This is a genomic window from Archangium sp. (assembly GCF_057119385.1).
The window spans coordinates 36,742-58,755 of record NZ_DBNGVP010000144.1 but is presented as its reverse complement, the minus strand read 5'-3'; the positions used below and the strand labels follow the sequence as shown (position 1 = coordinate 58,755).

20 protein-coding genes and 1 pseudogene are annotated in these 22,014 nt (G+C 68.7%); 9 read left to right on the top strand and 12 right to left on the bottom strand.

Annotation, left to right across the window (positions count from 1 at the left end):
- Positions 1 to 53: 53 nt before the first annotated feature.
- The 5 genes from AC16DP_RS34575 to AC16DP_RS34555 form a co-directional block, all read right to left on the bottom strand.
- Entirely contained in the window at positions 54 to 2,162 is a 2,109-nt protein-coding gene (locus AC16DP_RS34575; protein WP_329734657.1) for a sensor domain-containing diguanylate cyclase, read from the bottom strand.
- A gap of 62 nt (positions 2,163 to 2,224) precedes the next feature.
- Positions 2,225 to 2,461 (bottom strand): FtsB family cell division protein, encoded by a 237-nt coding sequence (locus AC16DP_RS34570; RefSeq protein ID WP_414640813.1) that lies wholly within the window; start codon positions 2,459 to 2,461, stop codon positions 2,225 to 2,227.
- A 309-nt stretch (positions 2,462 to 2,770) separates the two neighbouring features.
- A complete protein-coding gene (locus AC16DP_RS34565) occupies positions 2,771 to 4,603 on the bottom strand; it encodes a sensor histidine kinase (protein WP_329734645.1) in 1,833 nt (610 codons plus the stop codon).
- 200 nt (positions 4,604 to 4,803) lie between these two features.
- Positions 4,804 to 5,325 carry a TlpA family protein disulfide reductase gene (locus AC16DP_RS34560; protein WP_329734644.1) on the bottom strand — a complete coding sequence of 174 codons (522 nt, stop codon included), beginning with the start codon at positions 5,323 to 5,325 and terminating at the stop codon, positions 4,804 to 4,806.
- Positions 5,322 to 5,774 carry a Fur family transcriptional regulator gene (locus AC16DP_RS34555; protein ID WP_198956123.1) on the bottom strand — a complete coding sequence of 151 codons (453 nt, stop codon included), beginning with the start codon at positions 5,772 to 5,774 and terminating at the stop codon, positions 5,322 to 5,324. The genes AC16DP_RS34560 and AC16DP_RS34555 overlap by 4 nt, the downstream gene beginning before the upstream one ends.
- 219 nt (positions 5,775 to 5,993) lie before the next feature.
- Between AC16DP_RS34555 and AC16DP_RS34550 the strand changes: the two genes are divergently transcribed.
- Positions 5,994 to 7,220, top strand: a complete 1,227-nt coding sequence (locus AC16DP_RS34550; RefSeq protein ID WP_329734643.1) for a hypothetical protein — start codon at positions 5,994 to 5,996, stop codon at positions 7,218 to 7,220.
- A gap of 15 nt (positions 7,221 to 7,235) precedes the next feature.
- A pseudogene (locus AC16DP_RS34545) lies at positions 7,236 to 7,334 on the top strand (FmdB family zinc ribbon protein); the annotation flags it as partial.
- Positions 7,335 to 7,408: 74 nt separating this feature from the next.
- Here the strand turns inward: AC16DP_RS34545 and AC16DP_RS34540 are convergent.
- The gene (locus tag AC16DP_RS34540; RefSeq protein WP_329734658.1) at positions 7,409 to 7,582 is read right to left on the bottom strand and encodes a hypothetical protein; all 174 of its coding nucleotides are present in this window, start codon (positions 7,580 to 7,582) and stop codon (positions 7,409 to 7,411) included.
- Positions 7,583 to 7,883: 301 nt separating this feature from the next.
- Between AC16DP_RS34540 and AC16DP_RS34535 the strand changes: the two genes are divergently transcribed.
- Both AC16DP_RS34535 and AC16DP_RS34530 read left to right on the top strand, forming a co-directional pair.
- Positions 7,884 to 8,492 carry a hypothetical protein gene (locus tag AC16DP_RS34535; protein WP_329734642.1) on the top strand — a complete coding sequence of 203 codons (609 nt, stop codon included), beginning with the start codon at positions 7,884 to 7,886 and terminating at the stop codon, positions 8,490 to 8,492.
- Positions 8,493 to 8,505: 13 nt separating this feature from the next.
- On the top strand, positions 8,506 to 9,246 hold the full coding sequence (locus AC16DP_RS34530) for a hypothetical protein (RefSeq protein WP_329734641.1): 741 nt from the start codon (positions 8,506 to 8,508) through the stop codon (positions 9,244 to 9,246).
- A gap of 36 nt (positions 9,247 to 9,282) precedes the next feature.
- Here the strand turns inward: AC16DP_RS34530 and AC16DP_RS34525 are convergent, their stop codons facing one another.
- Both AC16DP_RS34525 and AC16DP_RS34520 read right to left on the bottom strand, forming a co-directional pair.
- The gene (locus AC16DP_RS34525) at positions 9,283 to 10,032 is read right to left on the bottom strand and encodes a PHP domain-containing protein (protein WP_329734640.1); all 750 of its coding nucleotides are present in this window, start codon (positions 10,030 to 10,032) and stop codon (positions 9,283 to 9,285) included.
- 67 nt (positions 10,033 to 10,099) lie between these two features.
- The gene (locus AC16DP_RS34520) at positions 10,100 to 10,375 is read right to left on the bottom strand and encodes a hypothetical protein (RefSeq protein WP_043410121.1); all 276 of its coding nucleotides are present in this window, start codon (positions 10,373 to 10,375) and stop codon (positions 10,100 to 10,102) included.
- Positions 10,376 to 10,589: 214 nt separating this feature from the next.
- On the opposite strand from AC16DP_RS34520, the gene AC16DP_RS34515 reads away from it, so the two are divergent.
- Complete coding sequence (locus tag AC16DP_RS34515) at positions 10,590 to 10,781, top strand: hypothetical protein (protein ID WP_047857644.1); 192 nt, start codon at positions 10,590 to 10,592, stop codon at positions 10,779 to 10,781.
- Between the two features lie 194 nt (positions 10,782 to 10,975).
- Here AC16DP_RS34515 and AC16DP_RS34510 read toward each other — a convergent pair whose 3' ends face one another.
- Genes AC16DP_RS34510 through sitA5 form a run of 4 tightly spaced genes read right to left on the bottom strand, consistent with a single transcriptional unit; the run spans position 10,976 to position 14,486 of the window.
- Positions 10,976 to 11,776, bottom strand: coding sequence for a ribonuclease E inhibitor RraB (locus AC16DP_RS34510; RefSeq protein ID WP_329734639.1), 801 nt, complete (start codon positions 11,774 to 11,776; stop codon positions 10,976 to 10,978).
- A gap of 1 nt (position 11,777) precedes the next feature.
- Positions 11,778 to 12,272 (bottom strand): Imm21 family immunity protein, encoded by a 495-nt coding sequence (locus tag AC16DP_RS34505; RefSeq protein ID WP_414640814.1) that lies wholly within the window; start codon positions 12,270 to 12,272, stop codon positions 11,778 to 11,780.
- 17 nt (positions 12,273 to 12,289) lie between these two features.
- Positions 12,290 to 13,099 (bottom strand): ribonuclease E inhibitor RraB, encoded by an 810-nt coding sequence (locus tag AC16DP_RS34500; RefSeq protein WP_329734638.1) that lies wholly within the window; start codon positions 13,097 to 13,099, stop codon positions 12,290 to 12,292.
- A 1-nt stretch (position 13,100) separates the two neighbouring features.
- Complete coding sequence (gene sitA5, locus AC16DP_RS34495) at positions 13,101 to 14,486, bottom strand: SitA5 family polymorphic toxin (protein WP_329734637.1); 1,386 nt, start codon at positions 14,484 to 14,486, stop codon at positions 13,101 to 13,103.
- Between the two features lie 315 nt (positions 14,487 to 14,801).
- On the opposite strand from sitA5, the gene AC16DP_RS34490 reads away from it, so the two are divergent.
- From AC16DP_RS34490 to glgB, 4 genes are read left to right on the top strand one after another with little or no spacing between them, the layout of a single operon-like run.
- Positions 14,802 to 16,802, top strand: a complete 2,001-nt coding sequence (locus tag AC16DP_RS34490; RefSeq protein WP_329734636.1) for an alpha-1,4-glucan--maltose-1-phosphate maltosyltransferase — start codon at positions 14,802 to 14,804, stop codon at positions 16,800 to 16,802.
- A 15-nt stretch (positions 16,803 to 16,817) separates the two neighbouring features.
- Positions 16,818 to 18,479: a maltose alpha-D-glucosyltransferase gene (gene treS, locus AC16DP_RS34485; protein WP_329734635.1), complete on the top strand. Its 1,662-nt coding sequence runs from the start codon at positions 16,818 to 16,820 to the stop codon at positions 18,477 to 18,479.
- Positions 18,476 to 19,813: a maltokinase N-terminal cap-like domain-containing protein gene (locus tag AC16DP_RS34480; protein WP_329734634.1), complete on the top strand. Its 1,338-nt coding sequence runs from the start codon at positions 18,476 to 18,478 to the stop codon at positions 19,811 to 19,813. The genes treS and AC16DP_RS34480 overlap by 4 nt, the downstream gene beginning before the upstream one ends.
- On the top strand, positions 19,810 to 22,011 hold the full coding sequence (glgB, locus tag AC16DP_RS34475) for a 1,4-alpha-glucan branching protein GlgB (protein WP_329734633.1): 2,202 nt from the start codon (positions 19,810 to 19,812) through the stop codon (positions 22,009 to 22,011). The genes AC16DP_RS34480 and glgB overlap by 4 nt, the downstream gene beginning before the upstream one ends.
- The last annotated feature ends 3 nt before the right edge of the window (positions 22,012 to 22,014 follow it).

Here is a 22,014-nt window from a genome sequence, read left to right as displayed (position 1 = left end):
GGGGCCCGTGGCACCCTCACCCCGTCCCTCTCCCGGCGGGAGAGGGGTTCTTCTCATCCCTCGACGGCCTGGAGCTTCCGGCCGCCCTGCGCCTCGGCCACCGTCACCGACTGGTTCCGGCCGTGCCGCTTGGCGTAGTACAGGCACTGGTCCGCCTGCTCCACCAGCACCAGCTTGTCCGTGCCGTGGTCCGGCGCCGTCGCGATGCCCAGCGACAGCGTCACCTTCAGCGGGCCCATCTCCGTCTGGAAGACCTCGGCCTTGATGGCCTCGCGGATGCGCTCGGCGATGATCTTCGCGCCCTTGGCGTCCGTCTCCGGCATCAGGATGGCGAACTCCTCGCCGCCGTACCGCGCCACGATGTCCGTGTCCCGGGCCTGCTCGCGGAGGATGCGCGCCACGCCCTTGAGCACCTGGTCTCCCGTCAGGTGGCCGTAGGTGTCGTTCACGCTCTTGAAGTGGTCCACGTCGGTGAGCATCAGCGAGCACTTGCGCCCGTACCGCCGCGAGTGCGCGAGCATCTCGTCCGCCTTCGCCTGGAAGGTGCGGTTGTTGTACAGGCCCGTCATGCCGTCCGTCGTGGCCATGCGCTCCATGGCCTCGTAGAGCTGGGCGCGCAGCACGGCCTGGGCCGCCTGGATGGCGATGACCTCCAGCATGCGCAGCACGTCGTGGTCCAGCGCGGCCTTGCGGCGCGAGCCCGCCACCAGCGTCCCGAGGATCCGGTCCCCCGCGGTGAGCGGGAAGATCTTCAACGCGGCGAGCCCCCGCAGCTGGGTCTCCTCGTCGAAGATGACCTGGCGGTCCATGGCCTTGATGTCGCGCCCGGGCAGCGGCGCGCCGTAGCGCACCACGTTGGCCACCAGCCCGTTGTTGTCCGGGAAGGTGCGGCCCTCGAGCGCCTTGCTCCCCTGGGCCGTGACACCGAGCATCCGCGCCACCTTGTGGACGCGCTTGCCCTCCTGCTCGTTCACGATGGTGACGGCGCAGAAGTCCAGCCCGGCCAGCTGCCGCGCGCTCTCCAGCACCGCCAGGAACACCTGATCCGGGCTGCCGGCGCGGTTGAGCTCCTCGATGGCGCGGAAGAACCGGTCCTTCTCGTCGCGCGTCTTGCGGATGTACGTCATCACCCGCTCGACCTCGATGGAGCGCAGCACCTCGGCGGCGATCGTCGTCAGGAGCTTCTCGTCGTCGTCCGAGAACGGGTTGTGCGTCACGCGGTCCGCCACGAGCACACCGCGCACGAGGCCACTGCCGCCCTCGATGATGGGCACGGCGAGCACGGCGCCGAGCGTGGGCGCGCTGCCGTCGTACCAGGTGATGCCCTTGAGCCCGTGGGCCGAGTGCATGCGCACCGGGGCCCTGCGCTTGAGCACGCCACCGAGCATGCCCTCGCCCGCGTTGAAGCGCTCGCGCTGCACGCGGTCCGAGGCGCTGCGGCAGTCGTACAGCTTCAGCCCCTTGTCATCGGACGCCAGCAGGAAGGCCGCGCAGGTGTGGGTGTGCAGGGCCGTCTCGGCGATCTCCAGGGCGGCGCCCACCGCGCCCTCGATCTCCTTCACGGAGGCGAGCAGCCACTTCTCCTCGTCCTTCACATCGGGCGGGTTGTCGTGGGAGCCGGAGCTGACGAGCCGGAAGGTGCGGGCGCGCTCCTCGACCTCCTTGATCCGCTTCTCCACGGCGGCGCTCTCGGCGCGGCGGGCGGCGGCGATGCGGGCGGAGAGGACCAGGTGGTACAGGCCGGCGAAGAGGGCGAGGAAGAGCGCGTGGGTGAGGAAGGAGGTGATGTTGCGATCGGGGCCCTGGAGGGTGATGACCGCATCGAAGGCGAGCGCCACGCCGAGCAGCGCCAGGCCCGCGTTGCGCGGCAGGAAGGCCACGAGGAAGGCCATGACCAGGTAGACGAGGGGGAACACCGCGCCCCCGGCGATGGCCACGACGATGAAGGCCGAGGCGATGAGCACCGCGCCCAGCTCCAGATCATCCCGGAGGTAGATCGGCGCGCCCACGGCGCCGCGGGTGAAGCGCCGCCAGCCCATCACTCCCAATGCGGCGAGCAGGAAGACGACGAGGGAGGCCTCGGTCCAGCCGAGGGTGTGGAGGCCGCGGAAGCCGCCGCGCGCCAGGTGGAGGAAGGCGGACAGGACGGCGGCGCCGGGCATGGCCCGGACCAGGGAGTGGAAGAGCTTGGAGACTGGAGGGATGGCCGAAAGGGCGGACACGGTTACTCCAGATGGAAGACGAGCTCGCCCGGCTTGACGTAGCCGAGCTCCTCGCGCGCGGCGCGCTCGAGGGCGGCGGGATCATTGCGCAGCGCGTTGATCTCGCGAAGAAGGGTGGCGTTCTGCTCGGACAGGACGCGGTTGCGCTCCTGGATGGCCTCGACGTCCTGGCGCAGACGCAGGTAGCGGCGGAAGCCCTTCGCGTCCACCGCTGAGACCAGCGTGAGGACCGCGGCCACACACGCCGCTATACCGAGGAGCTTTCGCCGCACCGTCATGAGTGGCCGGAAGGTACCAGCGGCGACCTACCCGGCAAGAAATCCGCTCCAGGCCTGTAGCGAGCCGTCCCTCTTTCTCACGGAGGACAGTCGCTCCTCGTGGCCAGCGCCCCGTGGCACGCCTCCTGCCAGCATGGAATCCCCTCGCGAAGGAGCCGGATGCCCACCGTGTCCCCCACCCCACCACCCGCCTCCCGGCGCCTGAGCCGGTGGCGCCGTCCGCTCCTGTGGGGGCTGGCAGAAGCTGGGCGAGCGGGTGGACTGAGCGCCTCAGACGGGCGGCACGGAAGCCTCGTCCCGCGAGGCCAGTGCTCCCCTGCCCTCCACGGGCCGCAAGGGAATCCGGACGATGAAGGTGGCGCCCTGGCCCGGCGTGCTCTCGGCCACCACCTCTCCACCCAGCGAGCGCGCCACGTACCGGGTGAGGAACAGCCCCAGGCCCATGCCGCCGTAGTGCCGGTCCGACACGCCCCGCGAGAAACGCTCGAAGATGTGGGGCAGCAGCTCCGGCGCGATGCCGATGCCCTCGTCCCGCACCGTGAGCCGTGCCAGGCCGTCCTCCGCCTCCACCCGCAGGAGCACGGGCCGTCCCGCGCCGAACTTGAGGGCGTTGGACAGCAGGCTCGCCACCACCTGCTCCAGCCGGTGCGCGTCCCACCGGCCCACCACCGGCGCGGGTGCGTCCACCTCCAGGGCACTCCCCGTCCGCCGAGCCACCGGCTCGAAGCGCCGGGCCACCTCGCGCACCAGCGCCGACAGGTCCACGTCCTCCAGGCTCAACACCAGCCTGTCCGTTCCCCACCGGCTGGCGTCCAGCAGATCCTCGATGAGCCGCGTCATCCGCTGCACCTGCTGGTGCCCCGACTCCAGCCGCTGCGCCACGCGGCGGGCGAAGGACTGCTCCGGGTGGACCCGGGCCTCGCGCAGCACCATCTGCAGGTTCAGGCTCAACGGCGTGAGCGGCGTGCGCAGCTCGTGGCTGGCCACGGAGAGGAACTCCTCGCGCAGCCGCAGCGCCTCCCGCGCCTCGGCCAGCAGCAGCACCCGCTCGTCCTCCAGCGCCTTGCGCCGGGTGATGTCCTCGATGGCCGCGAGCATGTACAGGGGCCTGCCCGCGTCATCGCGCACCAGCGACGCGGAGAGGTTCACCCACACCACCGCGCCCCCCGGGTGCAGGTAGCGCTTCTCGTACGTGAAGGAGGACAGCTCCCCGGCCAGCAGCCGGCGCACGTGCGCCTCGTCCCGAGCGCGATCCTCCGGATGGGTGAAGTCCGCGAAGCGCTGCCCGAGCAGCTCCCGCTCGCCGTGGCCGAGGATGTCGCGGAAGCGCGGGTTGAGCAGCACCCAGCGCCCGTCCATGGACACCTGGGCGAGCCCCACCGCCGCCTGGTTGAAGGTGGCGCGGAAGCGGGCCTCGCTGCGCTGCACCCGCGCCTCGGCCCGCTGGTGCTGGCGCAGGCTGCGCACCAGCAACGCCCCACAGGCCCCGGCGGCCAGCACCGCGCCGAGCATCGCCACCCCCAACCGGGTGACGGCGCGCAACCGGGTCCGCTCCTGCTGACGGACGGCCTCCTGGAGCGACTCCTGTTGGAGCGCCACCAGGCGGGAGAGCTCTTGATCCAGGCCCACCCGCAGGGGGCGCAGCTCCGCCTCGAACCGGGCCCTCCAGTCCTCTTTCCGGACCTCCTGCCCGCCCTGGGCCAGGAGGCGATCCATGATCGCCTGGATGGCATGTTGCCGCTCCCGGATGCGGGCCAGCAGCGCCCGCTCCTCCTCTCCGGTGAAGGACTCCTCGAGCTGCCGCAGCCGCAGCTCCCACTCGTGGCGGGTCACCTCCAGCTCCTCGCGGACGTGCGGCTCCGGGGAGAGCAACCAGGAGCGGGCATGGCGGGCGCGCCGCTCGCTCAACACCAGCAGGACCTGCACGGACTCCAGGGTGGAGGCCTCCCGCACCAGGGCCAGGCCCTGCTCATGGGTGACGGAGCGCAGCGTCAGCACCGAGGCCACCCCCACGCTCAGCGCGAGCAGGATCGCCAGGCCCAGGGCCACGAGCAGTCCACCCGTCAGGGAGAGCAGTCCACCCGTCAGGGAGGGCACCCTCATCGGGCCTCCCCCCGCCTCGGGAGCACCCACCCGGACCCGTGCGCCACCGGGGACGGGCGCACACGAGCCATCCGGCTGTCCGCTGCTCCCGTCACCGTATTGCACCTCCCGTGTCCGGAGGCATGCACATCCCCTGTCCCCGGGTGCAAGTCACGGGGTGGTGCCGCTCCGTCCAGGAGACAGATGACCGTGCTCGCGCTTCAGCGGCGCAGGAGTTTTTCCACGGCCCGGGACACGTCCGAGTGACCGGCCATGCCCTGCCAGGCGCCGGCCACCTGGCCCTCCTTGTCCAGCAGGAAGGTGGCGGGCAGCGCGGGGATGAGCCCGAAGGCGCTGTGTCCCTTCTGCATGGGCTCGTCGGACACCAGCACGGGGAAGTTGAGCGCGTACTGCTCGGCGAAGGGCTCCAGCACCTTGAAGCCGTCGATGTCCAACCCGACCAGCACCACCTGGAAGCCCTGGGGGCCATGCTCCTTCTGAAGGGCCTCCAGCGTGGGCAGCTCCGCCAGACACGGGAAGCACCAGGTGGCGAAGAAGGACACCAGCACCACGCGCCCGGGCAGTTGATTCCAGTCCAGGGGCGTGGGTCCCACCGAGGGCAGCGCGAGCGCCCGCAGGTACGGGGAGACCCCCGGGCCCCTCGCGGGCTCCTCGGACACCGTGCGGCACCCGGCCAGCGCCAGCACCAGGGCGCACCCCACCGCCAGGGCCGCGCGCCTCATGCCTCGCTCTTCACGCCCTGCCGCTGACAGTTCCGGCACAGCCCGTACAGCTCCATCTTGTGCGACGTCACCGTGAAGCCGTGCTTGCGCGCCACCGCCTCCTGCATCTGCTCGATGCGGTCATCCTCGAACTCGACGATGGTGCCGCAGTGGGTGCAGATGAGGTGATCATGGTGGTGACGGCCGGCGGCGGCCTCGTAGCGCGTCTGCCCGTCGCCGAAGTTGCGCGCGTGGGCCAGGCCGCACTCGTTGAGCAGCTTCATGGTCCGGTACACCGTGGCCACCGACACCCGGGTGTCCTGCTCGCGGACCCGGTTCCACAGCTCCTCCACGGACAGGTGCCCGCCCACGGAGAAGAAGGTGTCGATGATGAGGCTGCGCTGGCGCGTGCTCTTCAGCCCGTGCTGCGCCATGTACCGCTGAAGCACCTCGTCCATGTCCTGATTCATCACGGCCCGCCTGCCTCCCGAGCCATGCGGATGGCCCCTCGTCCCATCGAATGTCCACCGGCCGAACGTGCGGGGTCCCTGGAGCCCCGCCCGGGTGAGACACCGACTTGCATCGTCTTCTGGCTGTTTAGATTGGGGCCCGTCGGATTCATTGACACCCGTCCGCCAGCGAAGATAGAGGCACCCAGCCTCGTAAACGAGCATTTTTCCGCAACTTTCATGAACAGTCACTGGCAGAGACAGCGGCAACCCGATGACGTGCCCACCCCGGTGGCAGTAGCCGTATCCGACTACTGCAGGCGAGCCAAGGCTCCCGCAACCCCCACCGAGGTCCGCGAAGCGCTCGCCCTGCTGTCCGAGGCCGACGACTTCCGGGTGCGTACCTTGACCGACACCGAGCCGGCGGCCACGCCGCTCGGACCCTTCGCGGTGGTGGACGTGCTCAAGGGCACGGCCCCCGCGATCGCCGCGACGCGGCAGGGGTGCGGTTTCTACGACGTGGTGCAGGAACTGGCCCGGGTGCACGAGGAGAAGCGGCCGCCCGCTCCTCCCCCCGCCCCCGACGTGCCCACCTTCGCCACGCCGGCCCCGCGAGCGGGCGTACCGGCCCCCGTGCCCGCGAAGCCGGAGCAGGCTCCGAGGTCGCGGGGGGAGACGGTCCAGGCGCGGATCGCCCCGCGCAAGCGCACCGCCACCGAGGCCGCTCCGCCCGACTTCGAGGAGGGCGAGGAGGCGTCGAGCTTCCTCAAGAGGGATCTGCCCAAGCCCCGCGGCCGCTTCACCCGCCTGGACGCTCCCAAGACGAGCATGCAGGAGCTGACGCGCGCCTCGGGCAAGGACGTGGTGGAGGCGGCGGTGGGCTCGCACGAGCACCGCTTCGCCCTGCTGCAGTCCCTGGCCCAGCAGTACAACGGCGGCCGGGGGGACCTGACGCTGCAGGAGCTGGAAGGAGTGCTGAGGGCTCACGGGTTGATGGAGGCCATGGAGAACCGCGAGCGCACGGCCCTTCTCAGTGCCTTCACCGAGCACCGCGGCGCCTCCGGCCGGGTCGGCTGGGCGCTGGGCCTGAGTCCCTCCGAGCTGCGTCAGCTCGAGGCCAAGGCCGGCATCTCCCGGGAGGTCGAGGAGGTGCGCGAGCGCTTCCGCCGCGAGGCCCTCACCGGGCGCAACCTGACCCAGAAGTTGGATCTGCTGGGGCGGGACAAGTACCTGGTGGACCTGGGAATCAAGAAGCGTTTCACGGACATGCTCCGCCGGGAGCTCGATGTGCTGACGCGCGACGAGCTGCCGGGGGTCAAGACGCTCTCCGAGCTCGCGGACGTGGTGGCCCGCAAGCACGGCGCCCCGTCCGAGCTCGTGCTCCGTGCGCTCGAGCGCCTGGGAGTGGCCGAGGGCCTGCGCAAGCGGGGCTCGGAGCCCTCCCCTCATTCCACGCCTGAGTCTTAGTGAAGAGGCCAAGCCATGCCCATCTACGAGTACGCCTGTAAGTCCTGTGGGAAGACGATCGATGTGCTGCAGAAGGTCAGCGACCCGACGCCCGAGACCTGCTCCGCCTGCGGAGCCCAGGACTCGCTGAGCAAGGTCGTCAGCCGCTCCAGCTTCGTCCTCAAGGGAGGGGGCTGGTATTCGGACCTCTACAGCTCCACCAAGAAGGACGGGAGCAGCTCCAGCAGCGGCTCGTCGACCAGCAGCTCCAGCGCCCCCTCGAGCGGCGCCAGCGGCTCGTCGGACGCGGGCTCGAGCTCGAGCTCCTCCAGCTCCAGCTCCAGCAGCACCCCGAGCACCCCGGCGGCGGCGGCCGGAAGCAAGAGCTGAGCGGCCGAAAAGTCGCGCGGGTGGCGGACCGGAGGGAGAGTTGGCCACGTGCCATTCCCTCCTTCCAAGCGTCCCCCCCGCCGTTGCGTGCTCTGTGGCCATCCAGAGCTGACCGACGCCCGTGGTCTGGGCCGTTTCCTGCTGGTGCCGGACCCCGATGGCCGGGGCCCCATCTGTCCGCCCCTGAAGGGCTGCGGAGAGCAAAGCCGCGCCCGGGACAACGCATCGCTGACGCCGAGCCCCCGCTGAGCTAAGGAAGGCGCCCTCCCGCGTATCCACGCCGAGGTGCGTCCGATGCTCGCTTCCCTGTTGCTCGCGTCGTTGTTGGCCACGTCCCCCGCTCTGGAGCCGGCTTTCGCCGCCGATCCGACGGTCTCCTTCGCCCACGCCATGGAGGGCCGCCACGCGCGGCTCCTGGACGAGGCTCCCCTGGCGGAAACCTTCCACGCCAACCTCACCCCGGAGGGCTTCACGGATGCCCTGCACTACGGCCGTCTGCACGAGCCGCTGCGCCAGGAGTCCGGAGGCCGCGGCGGAGGAGGCGCCATCAGTGGCGAGGTGCGGCAGGTGCTCGCGCTGGTGCTGGGGCTGTTCATCGGCTTCGGCACGGGCCACCTGCTGGTGAGGGACACGAATGGCTTCCTCCTGTTCCTCGTGGTGGACGTGGCCATCATCGTGGTGAGTTCCGTGTTCCGGTTCGTCGTGGGCGGTGGCTGGTTCTGGGGCCTGGGCGGCGTGGCGCTGCTCGTCTCGCACGTCATCCAGGGCATCGACGCGCTGGCCAAGGCGGGCGGGCCGCGGATCGTCGAGGTCATGCGCGAGCGCGCGGTGCAGGTGGCCGACGTGTCGGGCGGACGCGACGCCCCGGCCATCACCACCCGGGCCTTCTCCTTCAACTTCTGACGGAGACCGAGCCATGAAACGACTGCTCGCCCTGCTCGTCCTCGTCCCCGCGGTGCTGGCCACCGGGTGCGCCAGCCAGACGCTGCTCAGCGCGGAGGATCGCACGAAGCTCCAGCATGATCTGACCACGGGCCCGGCCGCGGTGCGCTACCTGCAGGCCTCCAGCTACGTCACCCCGTTCTTCGGGGATGCGTCGAAGCGGCTGCTGACGCCCTACCCTCCCGAGGAGGTGCGGCTGCTCAACGACACGAAGGGCAACCCGATCAACCCGGGCCCGATCCAGGCGATGGCGCCCGCGGGCACGAAGGTGCGGGTGCTGAAGGTGGAGTTCCCCACGGCGTGGGTGATGGCGGAGCGGGTGCTGTACTCGCCGCGCACGCAGCCCTGGGTGTACCTGGACATCGAGGGCGTGCCGGCGGGGCCGCCGGTCATCCTGGTGCTGCCGCCGCAGCTCAAGACGCCGGAGGACGTGAAGGCCGAGCTGGATCGGCACCTGGCGGAGCATGATCCGGCGCCGAAGATGGCGAAGTTCCAGCAGCGCTTCCAGGAGGCCATCCGGCAGAAGAAGGTGCTCGAGTACATGCCGGAGGGGGCGGTGCAGATGTCCTGGGGGCTGCCGGAGCGCATCCGTCGCACGTTGGACGGGACGCAGGTGCACCAGGAGTGGATCTACCCGGGGGAAAAGCGCCGGGTGTACATCACCGACGGCCTGGTCACCCGGGTGGACGAGGCCCCACCCGCCACGGCGAAGTAGCCGCGGACGACTCCCTCTCCCCCGTGGGGGTGGGGGTCAGCCGCGACGACGGCGCCCACCCCCGCCACCGCCACCGCCTCCACCGCCACGGCGCTTGCCACCCCCGCGGGAGGCCTGGGCCTCGCCCGGGCGGGTGAGCCGGGGCAGCTCGCCGGCCATGACGGGGTAGAAGTCCCCGGCCAGCAACGCGGCCACGAGCTGCTCCTGCGTCTGCACGGGCTTCTTGAAGAAGGTGGCGCCATAGCCCACCTCGTCGAGCGAGCCGCGGGCGTCACTGCCACCGGTGCACGGCAGCTTGAGGACCTCGGCGGCCTCGACGGCGAGATCATTGGAGGTCTGCTTCACGCGGGCGTTGTAGCCCTCCACGGCGCACAGCACGCCGCCGAGCGAGCGGACGTAGTCCATGGCGGGGTTGGGCGAGTCCCGGTCATACGGCCGGGCGGCCACGATGGCGGCGCCGAGCGAGCGCACCTTGGGAAGACACTCGGCGGCACTCCAGGGCTTCTCGCGGTTGCTGCCCCACATCTGCACCGGCTCGGGGGCGCGCTCCGGCTTCGGGAAGAAGCAGAGGTACTGGCCCCGGTCGGTGACGAGCTCGAGGCCGACGAAGACCTTCACCTTGGACTTCGCGCCGATCTCGAAGAGCTCGTCACAACCGTCCTGGGTGTTGGTCTCGGTGAAGGCCACGCCGTCCAGACCGAACAGCGCGGCACGATCCAGGACCGCGCGCGGATCCAGGTCGCAACCCTTGGACAGGTAGGAATGCGCGTGCAGATCGATGAGCATGGGCGCCGGTCCCTAGCAGGCTCCCGTGGGAGCTGTCGAGTGTCGGCGCACCCTGCTCCGCCGGAAATCAGGCGAAGGCGTAGCCCTGGAGCCCGGTGGGCTTGGACTGGCCGTTCTTCTCCTCGTGGGTGCGGATGAGGTAGCCCATCAGCATGAGCGAGGAAGTGTTCTCCAGGACCCGGGAGGGGTCCTTGGAGATGAGGTTGGCGCTGTAGTTGAGGAAGAACTGGGCGAGGTCCTCGCCTGCCTCCTTGACGATCAGCGCGTTGAGCGCGGCGGGATCCATGGTCCGGATCTCATTGATGAAGTCCACCGCCAGGTCCTTCTTCGTCTTGACGTCCACGGCCATCCCCCTTCGCCCAACCCCTTGCCGAGGGCCCGTCCCCCGGGCTTCCAGATCCAGCGACCCGGGGAATCTAGGCATGGCCCCCCGGGCGGGAAGCCCCTGCCTACATGAGGCCCCTACAGGTAAGGTTTTTTGACACCTGTGAAGAGCGCGCGATAACCTTCCTCACACTCAGTACCAGTCCAAAACACAGCGCAAGGAGTGGAAGGCGATGTTCACGGGCGTGAAGGTGTTCTCCGCGACGAAGGCGAAGGAGCGAGAGGAACTGGGTGAGAACGTCACCCGCTGGATCAGGAGCAACTCGGATCTGGAGATCGTGGACCGGGTGGTGGCCCAGTCGAGCGACAACGAGTTCCACTGCTACACGCTGGTGCTGTTCTACAAGCACAAGTCGCAGCCGTAGCCGCCGTCGCAGCCATCCCGGGTCCTGATGACCGAGAGTGGTACCCGATGACCCTGAGCGCGCAGCTCGCCAGGGGCGTCCCTGCTTTACCCCTCATCGCGAACCGAGGCTGGCTCCCAGGAGCTGGTGGCGACCCGTCCGCGGGTATCCGCCCCCTCCCCTGCCGCCCGGGCGCCTTGTGCTCATCCCCTCCGTCAAGCCGGGCTGGGAGTCACTTCGACTTCGTGGCCGTCGTATTCCCCCGAGTGCTCCTGCGCGAGCTGCTCGAGGGTTTCACGGACGGAGTCCAGGTCCGGTGAGTCCGGGCCCACGGTGTGCCAGGCCAGGACGAGCCAGTTCTTTCCCTCGGCGCTCTTGCGGCACTCCACCGTGAAACCCCGTGCGGAGAGCTGGTCGGCCACCGCCTTGCTGGCCTTCGCCGACGGGAAGTACAGGAAGTGCCGGACGCGCTGCGGGGCCGAATCATCCAAGGACTTCGGTGCCTCCGACCTGGGGGACGGTTCTCGCAGCGCTGGGGGAATGCCGACGTCCTGCTCGGGCCGCCATTCGTTCGTCAGCGCGGACACCATCGAATCATGCATCCAGATCCGATCGATGGGCAGGTAGCGCTGCTCCTCGCTCAGTTCCCGGACCAGCGTGTACTCCGTACCTTCGAAGATGAGCCACGCCAGAACCCTGCCTTCTCGACTCATGGCTCCCGCACGCCGGTACATGGCCGGGAATGCCTGGTTGGGTGACACCGGGTGATGGGAGACGACTTCGACGAGTCCTTGGGAGACAGCCGGTCTCACCGGGTAGAAGGCAAAAAACGCCTTGGGGTGGGTTACCAAGACCGTGAAGTCCGCCGGACGCGTGGCGAAGAAGCCGGGCAGCACGCGGATGGCCTCGAAGTACGGCCGATAGGTGAAGTAGGTGTAATGAATGTAGGCCAGCCCCCTGGGCGTGCTGACCTCCAGGACGTCTCCGATACGGACCCGCGTGCGCCGCTTCGTCATGTCATCTTTCTGAGTGCGGCTCGAACGCATGCACCAGGAACTTCATGTCCCGAGCAGGAGCGAATTCATACACGTGGACAACGTAAGAACCGGGCTCCAGTTCCATTTCGAGCGTGTCAACAGGGTGCTCGCCATGGGCTCCGGCATCCATGAGAACCAGGGGAGAACTACCGACACGAATGGCGACGGATTCCATGGGGCCTCGCAAGAGCAGGGGCGCCATGGCCGTCATAGAGGATTCCGCGACACCGGGAGAGGGTGCGTAGACCCACCGCACCAGACAAGGCCTTCCGTTTAGACGGGAGACCGCGGTCTGGAGAGGTTCGTCGCCAAGCACGAGAACATGGCTCCCCTCCTTTTCGATGACACCCGCGTATCCCTCGACGCCGCAAGCCACCTCATAGTCGGAGGGAACTCCGCACGTCCCCTGCCATCGCGGTTGCAAGCTCTTGGGGATGAGCACCAGCGGACCTCCGGCAGAAGAAATCCACTGCATGAACCCACCCTTCACTTTCATGGAGACGATTCCGTGCAGGGAATCATCTCGACTTCGTGACCGTCGTACTCCCCTGAATGCTCTTGCGCGAGGCGCTCCAGGGTCTCACGCACGGAGTCCAGGTCCGGTGTATCCGGGCCCACCGTGTGCCCGGCCAGGACGAGCCAGTTCTTCCCCTCGGCGCTCTTGCGGCGCTCCACCGTGAAGCGCTGTGCGGAGAGCTGGTCGGCCACCGCCTTGCTGGCCTTCGCCGTCGGGAAGTACAGGAAGTGCCGGACGCGCTGCGGGGCGGAGTCCTCCGAGCGCTTCGGCACCTCCGGTGTGGGGGCCGGTGCTTGCCGTGCTGGGGGGATGCCAATGTCGTGCTCGGGCCGCCATTCCTTCACCAAGGCGGACACCAGGGAGTCGTGCATCCAGATCCGATCGATGGGCAGGTAGCGCTGCTCCTCGCTGAGCTCTCGGACCAGCGTCTGCTTCGTGCCCTCGCAGATTCGCCAGGCCAGGACCCTGCCTTCCCGGCTCCTTGCTCCGGCCCACCGGTATACGGCCGGGAACGCCTTATCGGCAGACACCGGGTGGTGGGCAACAATCTCGACAACGCCCTCGGAGACCGCAACTCGCGCCGGGTAGAAGGCAAAGTATGCCTTCGGGTGGTTGACGAGATCCGTGAAGTCCACAGGGCGCGTGGCGAAGAATCCCGGCAGCACGCGGATGACCTCGAAGTACGGCCTATAGGTGAAGTAGGTGTGATGGATATAGGCCAGCCCCCTGGGTGTGCTGACCTCCAGGACATCTCCGATACGAACCCGCTTACGCCGCTTCGTCATGTCATTTCACCGTGTAGCCGATGGATTCGAGAAGTTCCAATCCCCGGCGCAGTGCGGCGGCGTACTTCGGATTGGAGCGGGCGATGCTGTTGATGCGGTTCATCAGCGTCCCTCCGTTCTTGCCGAGACCATGGATTTCAATCAACGCCTGCTCAACAGCCCGCGCATCCTCCCTCGATAGGTTCTCCATGAACCTTTCAATAGGAATGCCCTTTTGCCTGAGCTGCTCAGCGCTGCGCCTTGCGATGGCATCGGTGATACCCACGTACTGGACATCTCCAGTGACTGGGCTCTCGGAAATGTAGACGGACGTCTTTCCGGAAGAGGGCTGTCCACCGCCCGGACCCTGGGCCGTCATGGCCACTGCCCCCGGTGCCAGGGCAATGGCAAAGCTCCCCTCCGCGGACACGGCCACGGACCGCACCTCGCCCACGGCGGCCCACTGGAAGCCCGCCTGGGACTCCGCCAGCACCGCCGCCCGCGAGGCCCCAGGCAATCCCGGCCCCTTCACCGCCAGCCCCGCCGTGTTCCCGAGCGCCGCCGTCGTCAGAAGGATGAAGACGCGCGCCGAGTTCTTCCCCATCACCCGGCCGAACCGCTCGCCCGCCGCGCGCAGCTCGGCGAAGGTGGTGGCCTGGTCCGCCTCCGCGACCAGTAGCCTCCAGCCCTGGATGAGGCTCCAGACAGTGTCCACGCCAAGGTAGGCGATGAGCCCGGCCGTCAGGCTGGCAGCCAGGCCCTTGCTCGCGGGCTCGGGAATCGACCAGAGCATCAGGTACATGGCCATGGCGGACACGAGGGTGGCTCGCACCGCCTCCGGACTGGCCATGTCCTTGAAGGCCTCCCGCGTCTCGTTCCACACCACGCCGAGCGCCAGCTCCATGGCCACGACGTACCGGCCATCCGCATCGAGGACAGGCCCGTGCTTCAGCAGCGACAGGCAGTCTCGAGATCGCCCCTGGCGCTCACACCAACGACCGTAGTCGTGCGTCAGCGTCAGGCACGCCTGGGCCGCCCGCCGCGCCGTTTCTCCCTCGGGGTCCAGCTCGAGGCGCCGCCCCGTCCACGTCAGGTACACCTCCTCGTGCCAGCGGGAGTCGAACATCAACTGCCGGGCGTGCTGCAGGGGGTTGGCCGCGGGCCGCACCTCCCGCGCCAGCTCGGCCAGGGATGCCTTGAACTCGCCCTCGCGCAACTGTACCGGCGGCTCGCCGCCGCGCGGAGTGACGACGAGGGGCTTGCCCTCACCCGTGTCCAGGCGCACGACCCGTGAGGCCGTGCTGCACCCAACAAGCAGCACCAGCAGCAGGCCCGCCAGCGCGAGCACGATGAAGCCGGGAGACCGCTGCGCTCGCGAGGGGCTCAGATCAACGAGTTGGAGGGACACGCCGCACCTTCCCCAGCCCACCGAAGGGGCCGGAAGCCGAAACTCAAGGATTACAGGCGCTAATCCCCTGGCCCGTCAAACCACCGGGCAAGCAACCCGGGGCCCGCCCCACCACCCCCTGCCCCGTCTGCCCGCTCGCCTGGCCCGAGCGCCGGACAGGGGAGCGGCCCATCCCACCCGGTGTGCACCGTGCGGAGCCATTCCTAACGTTGACGGGCCAACGGGCCGGACGCCTGGAGCGTCTTGAATCAACGCGTGGTGAAAAATAGCGCCAGGGCAGCGCGGCGCGGGGACCTATAGAGGCCACCTGTCTTTATGAGCGAAAGAATCGGAAGCACGGTCATCGAGAACGTCCGCCCCCAGCTGGACGCCGGACGATGGCCCGTGAAGCGCGTCGAGGGCGAGTCCCTCACGGTCAAGGCCGACATCTTCAAGGAGGGTCACGACATCCTGGTGGCCGTGGTGCGCTGGAGGCAATCCGCGCCCAAGGAGCAGGTGACCGAATGGGCCGAGGTGCCCATGGCCGCCAAGGGCAACGACTTGTGGGAGGTCGAGTTCCCCCTCGCCCGCAACGGCCGCTACGAGTTCACCGTCGAGGCCTGGCCGGACCTCTTCGCCACCTGGGTCACCGAGATCAAACGCAAGGTGGACGTGGGCCGTGACGTGCGCAGCGAGCTCCTCGAGGGCGCCGCCATGCTCCGCGCCCACGCCGAGCGCGCCCAGAAGGCCGGCAGCCCCGACGAGGCCCGGCGCCTCACCGAGGCCGCCGCCCTCTTCGACAAGGGCATGAGCCCCAACGCCATCGCCGCGGCCATGGATCCAGGGCTCACCCTCACGGCTTCCAGGTACGTGGATCGCTCCCTCGCCACCCGGTACGACCGCGTGCTCGAGGTCTTCGTGGACCGCGAGAAGGCCCAGTTCAGCGCCTGGTACGAGTTCTTCCCGCGCTCGACGCGCAACGACGGCCGCACGCACGGCTCCTTCCGGGACGCCGAGAAGTGGCTCCCCTACGTGCAGTCGCTGGGCTTCGACGTCATCTACCTGCCACCCATCCACCCCATCGGCCGCACGGCGCGCAAGGGAAAGAACAACAGCCTCACCGCGGGCCCCGAGGACGTGGGCAGCCCCTGGGCCATCGGCGCCGCCGAGGGCGGCCACAAGGCCGTGCACCCCCAGCTCGGCACGCTCGAGGACTTCCGGCACTTCGTCCAGGCCGCCAACGCCCTGGGCATCGAGATCGCCCTGGACATCGCCTGGCAGTGCTCGCCGGACCACCCCTACGTGAAGGAGCACCCCGAGTGGTTCCTCCACCGGCCCGATGGCACCATCAAGACGGCCGAGAACCCGCCCAAGCGCTACGAGGACATCGTCAACTTCGACTGGATGGGCCCCGGGCGTGCCACGCTCTGGCCCGAGCTCAAGTCGGTGGTGATGCACTGGGTGGAGCAGGGCGTGCGCATCTTCCGCGTGGACAACCCGCACACCAAGCCCCTGCCCTTCTGGGCCTGGCTCATCCGCGAGGTCCACTCCGTCCGGCCCGACGTCGTCTTCCTCTCCGAGGCCTTCACCCGTCCCAAGGTGATGAAGGCCCTGGCCAGGCTCGGCTTCCAGCAGTCGTACACCTACTTCACCTGGCGCAACTTCAAGCAGGAGATGGAGGAGTACCTCACGGAGCTCACCTCGCCGCCCGTGGCCGACTTCATGCGCGGCAACCTCTGGCCCAACACCCCGGACATCCTCCCCGAGTTCCTCCAGCGCAGCGGCCCCGGAGGCTTCCGCCTGCGCGCCGCCATGGCCGCCACGCTCTCCAGTACCTGGGGCATGTACTGCGGCTACGAGCTGTGCGAGGGCACTCCCGTCAAGCCGGGCAAGGAGGAGTACCTCGACTCGGAGAAGTACGAGCTCAAGGCGTGGGACCTGGAGCGCCCGGGCAACATCCGCGGCTACATCTCCCGGCTCAACGCCATCCGCCGCGAGCACCGCGCCTTCCAGCTCTACTCCAACCTGCGCTTCCATCCCTCGGACAACGAGCAGGTGATGTTCTACCTGAAGCGCACCCCAGACGGCTCGAGCCAGGTGCTCGTGGCGGTGAGCTTCGATCCCTACCATGCCCAGGAGTCCGTGCTGCACGTGCCCCTGAAGGAGCTGGGCATCCCACCGGACGAGACGTATCAGGTCCACGAGCTGATGACGGACGAGCGGAGCCTGTGGCAGGGGCCCACCGCGCACGTGCGTCTCACGCCCGAGCAGCCCGCGGCCATCTGGGCCGTGTACCGCTTCCGCCGCAGCGAACAGGCGTTCGACTACTACGAATGACACCCCAGCGAGCTTATGACCCGGACGGATCCGCTCTGGTACAAGAAGGCAGTCATCTACGAACTGCACATCCGCGCGTTCTATGACTCGAACGCGGATGGGCACGGGGACATCCCCGGTCTCATCGAGAAGCTCCCGTACCTGCAGGACCTGGGCGTCACCTGCCTGTGGATCCTGCCCCACTACCCGTCACCCCTGAAGGACGACGGCTACGACATCGCGGACTACTACGCGGTGCACCCGGACTACGGCACGCTCGCGGACTTCCAGCGCCTGGTGGACGAGGCCCACAAGCGCGACATCCGCGTCATCAGCGAGCTCGTCGTCAACCACACGAGCGATCAGCACGCCTGGTTCCAGGAGGCGCGGCGCGATCCCAAGAGCCCCAAGCGCGACTTCTACGTCTGGAGCGATACGGACGAGAAGTACCGGGGCACGCGCATCATCTTCACCGACACCGAGCGCTCCAACTGGACGTGGGATCCCGTCGCCAAGCAGTACTTCTGGCACCGCTTCTTCAGCCACCAGCCGGACCTCAACTACGACAACCCCGAGGTCCAGGAGGCCATGCTGGACGTCATGCGCTTCTGGCTGAACATGGGCGTGGACGGCTTCCGCTGCGACGCCGTGCCCTACCTCTTCGAGCGCGAGGGCACCAACTGCGAGAACCTCCCCGAGACCCACGCCTTCCTCAAGAAGCTGCGCAAGACGCTCGACGCGGAGTACGGCGGCGACAAGATGCTGCTCGCCGAGGCCAACCAGTGGCCCGCCGACGTGCGCGTCTACTTCGGTGACGGCGACGAGTTCCACATGGGCTTCCACTTCCCCGTGATGCCCCGCCTCTTCATGGCGGTGCGCCGCGAGGACCGCACGCCCATCGTGGAAATCCTCCAGCAGACCCCGGACATCCCCGACAACTGCCAGTGGGCCATCTTCCTGCGCAACCACGACGAGCTGACGCTCGAGATGGTCACGGACGAGGACCGCGACTACATGTACCGGGAGTACGCCACGGATCCGCGCATGCGCATCAACCTCGGCATCCGGCGCCGGCTCGCTCCCCTCATGGACAACGGGCGGCGGCGGATCGAGCTGATGCACAGCCTGCTGTTCACCCTGCCCGGCACCCCCGTCATGTACTACGGGGATGAGATCGGCATGGGGGACAACATCTACCTGGGCGATCGCAACGGCGTGCGCACCCCCATGCAGTGGACGAGCGACCGCAACGCGGGCTTCTCCCGCGCCGACTACGCGCGCCTGTACGCCCCCATCATCGCGGACCCCGTCTACGGCTATCAGTCCATCAACGTGGAGGCCCAGGAGCGCACCCGCTCGTCCATGCTCAACTGGATGAAGCGGCTGCTGCGCGTACGCCAGCGCTACCCCGCCTTCGCCATGGGCAAGCTGCGCTGGGTCCACCACGACAACCGCAAGGTGCTCGCCTTCACCCGCGAGTACGAGGGACAGACGATCCTCATCATCTGCAACCTCTCGCGCTTCGCCCAGCCGGCGGTGCTCGACATGCGCGAGTGGGAGGGCCAGGTGCCCGTGGAGCTGATCGGCGAGACGCCCTTCCCGCGCATCTCCGGCATGCCGTACCAGCTCACGCTCGGCCCCTACATGTTCCTGTGGTTCCGCCTCGAGAAGCTCGCGCCCGGGAGAGGAATGCCGTGACCGCCCCCATCGACCTGACCAAACTGCCAGACTACCTCCGCAACCAGCGCTGGTTCGCCGGCAAGGCCTGGCCCATCAAGGCCGTCACCGTGGTGGACCACGCCCGCGTCGAGCTGCCCGGCGGACGCGACTTCACCCTCGCCGTGGTGGAGGTCACCTACGAGCTGGGCCACCCGGACCGCTACCTGCTCCCCGTGGAGAGCAAGGGCGAGGGCGTCCAGGACGCGCTCGATGACGTGGAGGTGCTGCGCGGTCTCTTCAGCCTCATCCGTGAGAAGCGCTCCATCCCCAGCGCCTCGGGCTCGGTGAAGGGCGAGTGGCTGGACACCCCCGAGGGGTTGATGGCCCTGCCCTCGCCCCTGCCCGTGCGCCGGCTCCAGGTGGAGCAGAGCAACACCTCGGTGGTGGTGGCCGAGAAGGTCATCTTCAAGGTCATCCGCAAGCTGGAGGCCGGCCTCAACCCCGAGTACGAGGTGGGCCGCTTCCTCGCCACGAAGACGTCCTTCCGGGCCACGCCCACCCTGCTGGGCGCGCTCCAGTCCGAGGGGCCCGCGGGCGCCACCCTCGCCGTGGTCCACCGCTACATCCCCCACGTCACCGACGGCTGGCTCTACACGCTGAAGCACTTCCGCGCCGGACCCCGGCTGACGGACGCCTTCCTCGGCGAGCTGCGCGGCCTGGGCCAGCGGCTGGGCGAGCTGCACCATGCGTTCGCCTCCAGCACGGATGATCCCGCCTTCTCCCCGGAGCCCCTCCTCGCCGAGGACATGCAGCGCTGGAGCGCCTCCATCGTGGGAGAGATGGGCGTCACCCTCAACGAGGCCTCCCGCCAGTTCCCCGACCTGGAGGGCCGCCGCGAGAGCCTCATCGGCCACGCCACCCAGCTGGCGCAGGTGCCGCCCTCGGGGCAGAAGATCCGCATCCACGGAGATCTCCACCTCGGCCAGGTACTGCGCACCGAGGGGGACTGGCTCCTCTTCGACTTCGAGGGAGAGCCGGGCCGCAGCTTCGCCCAGCGGCGGGAGAAGTATTCGGCCCTGCGGGACGTTGCGGGAATGTTGCGCTCCTTCGACTACGCGGAGGCGACGGTGGGGCTGGAGGGCCAGAGCGGCGGCGATCGCGTGGGCCCGGCACGCAAGGCCTTTCTCGAGGGCTACCGCGCCGCCACGCGCGGGGCGGCCTTCCTGCCCCAGGACGATGCGTCCTTCAATTCGATGCTTGACGCCTTCGAGCTGGAGAAGATGCTCTACGAAGTGCGCTACGAGTTGCAGAACCGGCCGGACTGGGTGCGCATCCCCGTCCAGGCACTCATGAGGATGGAGGTTCGCAAGTGAAGAAGCCGATGGATCGGCAGCAGGTGGATGCGGAGCTGCAGCAGGTGGTGGAGCTGAGGCACCCCGAGCCGCATCGCGTGCTGGGCATCCACCCGGATGGGGACGCGATCGTCGTCCGGGCCTTCCGCCCGGATGCCGTGGCCCTCCACGTGTTGCCCGAGTTCGGCGGGCGGATTCCCATGACGCACCGGCTGGGGGGCGTCTTCGAGGCCCGGATCAACGGCAAGACGGAGCACTTCAACTACCTCATCGAGGTGGAGTACCCGGGCAACAAGAAGTTCACCCTGAGGGACCCCTACAGCTTCCTGCCCACGCTGGGCGACATCGACCTGCACCTGGTGGGCGAGGGCCGGCACGAGGACGTGTGGAAGCGCATGGGAGCCCACCCCATCCACCACAGCGGCATCAGCGGCGTGGCCTTCGCGGTGTGGGCGCCCACGGCCGCGGGCGTGTCCGTGGTGGGTGACTTCAACAGCTGGGATGGCCGGCTGCACGCCATGCGGCGCATGGGCGCCTCGGGCATCTGGGAGCTCTTCATCCCCGAGGTCGCCGAGGGCACGCGCTACAAGTTCGAGATCCGCCCCGGCCACGGCGGCGCGCGCCTGCTGAAGTCGGACCCGTACGCCTTCCGCACCGAGGTGCCTCCGGCCACGGCCTCGGTGGTGCACGACCTGAACCACTTCCAGTGGTCGGACGGGCAGTGGATGGAGGCGCGCCGCGGGAAGAACGTGGACCACGAGCCGTGGAGTGTCTACGAGGTGCACCTGGCCTCGTGGCGGCGCGTGGTGGAGGACGGCGATCGCTCCCTCAGCTACCGGGAGATGGCCACCGCGCTCGCCGACTACGTGAAGCAGATGGGCTTCACCCACGTGGAGCTGATGCCCGTCTCGGAGCACCCCTTCGGCGGCTCCTGGGGCTACCAGGTGGGCAACTACTACGCCCCCACCGCGCGCTTCGGCCACCCGGATGACTTCCGCTACCTCGTCAACTACCTGCACGAGCAGGGCATCGGCGTGCTGTTGGACTGGGTGCCCGGACACTTCCCCCGGGACGCGCACGCGCTGGGCCAGTTCGACGGCACGGCCCTCTACGAGCACGCGGATCCCCGCCAGGGCACGCAGCCGGACTGGGGCACCTACGTCTTCAACTTCGGCCGCAACGAGGTGCGCAACTTCCTCATCGCCAACGCGCTCTTCTGGCTCGAGGAGTACCACATCGACGGCCTGCGCGTGGACGCGGTGGCCTCCATGCTGTACCTCGACTACAGCCGCAAGCATGGCGAGTGGGTCCCCAACCGCTGGGGCGGCCGCGAGAACGAGGAGGCCATCTCCTTCCTGCGCGAGCTCAACGACACCGTGCGCCGCAAGTTCCCCGGCGCGGTGATGATCGCCGAGGAGTCCACCGCGTGGCCCAAGGTGAGCCAGCCCACCCACGAGGGCGGACTCGGCTTCCACTTCAAGTGGAACATGGGCTGGATGCACGACACGCTGACGTACTACTCGAAGGATCCCATCTACCGTCAGCACCACCACAACCAGCTCACCTTCGGCCTGCTGTACGCCTTCAGCGAGCACTTCATGCTGCCGCTGAGCCATGACGAGGTGGTGCACGGCAAGGGCTCGCTGTACGGGAAGATGCCGGGAGACGCGTGGCAGAAGCGCGCCAACCTCCGGGCGCTGCTGGCGTGGATGTGGGCGCACCCGGGCAAGAAGCTGCTCTTCATGGGCGGCGAGTTCGGCCAGCCCGCCGAGTGGAACAACGACCGGAGCCTGGACTGGCACCTGCTCGGGGATCCGGGCCACGGGGGCATCCGCGCGATGATGGCGGACCTGAACAAGCTCTACCGGAGCCACCCGGCGCTGTACGACGCGGACAGCGAGCCGTTCGGCTTCCAGTGGCTGCAACCGGACGCGGCGGCGGCCAACGTGTTCGCCTTCGTGCGGCGCTCGCGGCAGCCGGGAGGCCACGTGGTGTGCATCGCCAACCTGTCGCCCGTGCCCCGCGAGGGCTACCGCGTCGGCTTCCCCCGGCACGGCGGCTACGTGGAGCTGATGAACACGGACGCCCGGGATTACGGCGGCTCCGGCATCGGCAACATGGGCCGCATCCACACCGAGCAGTTCGGCTGGGACGGACAGGAGGCCTCGGCCACGCTGACGCTGCCTCCCCTCTCCGTGGTGTGGTTCACCCCGGGGTAGGCC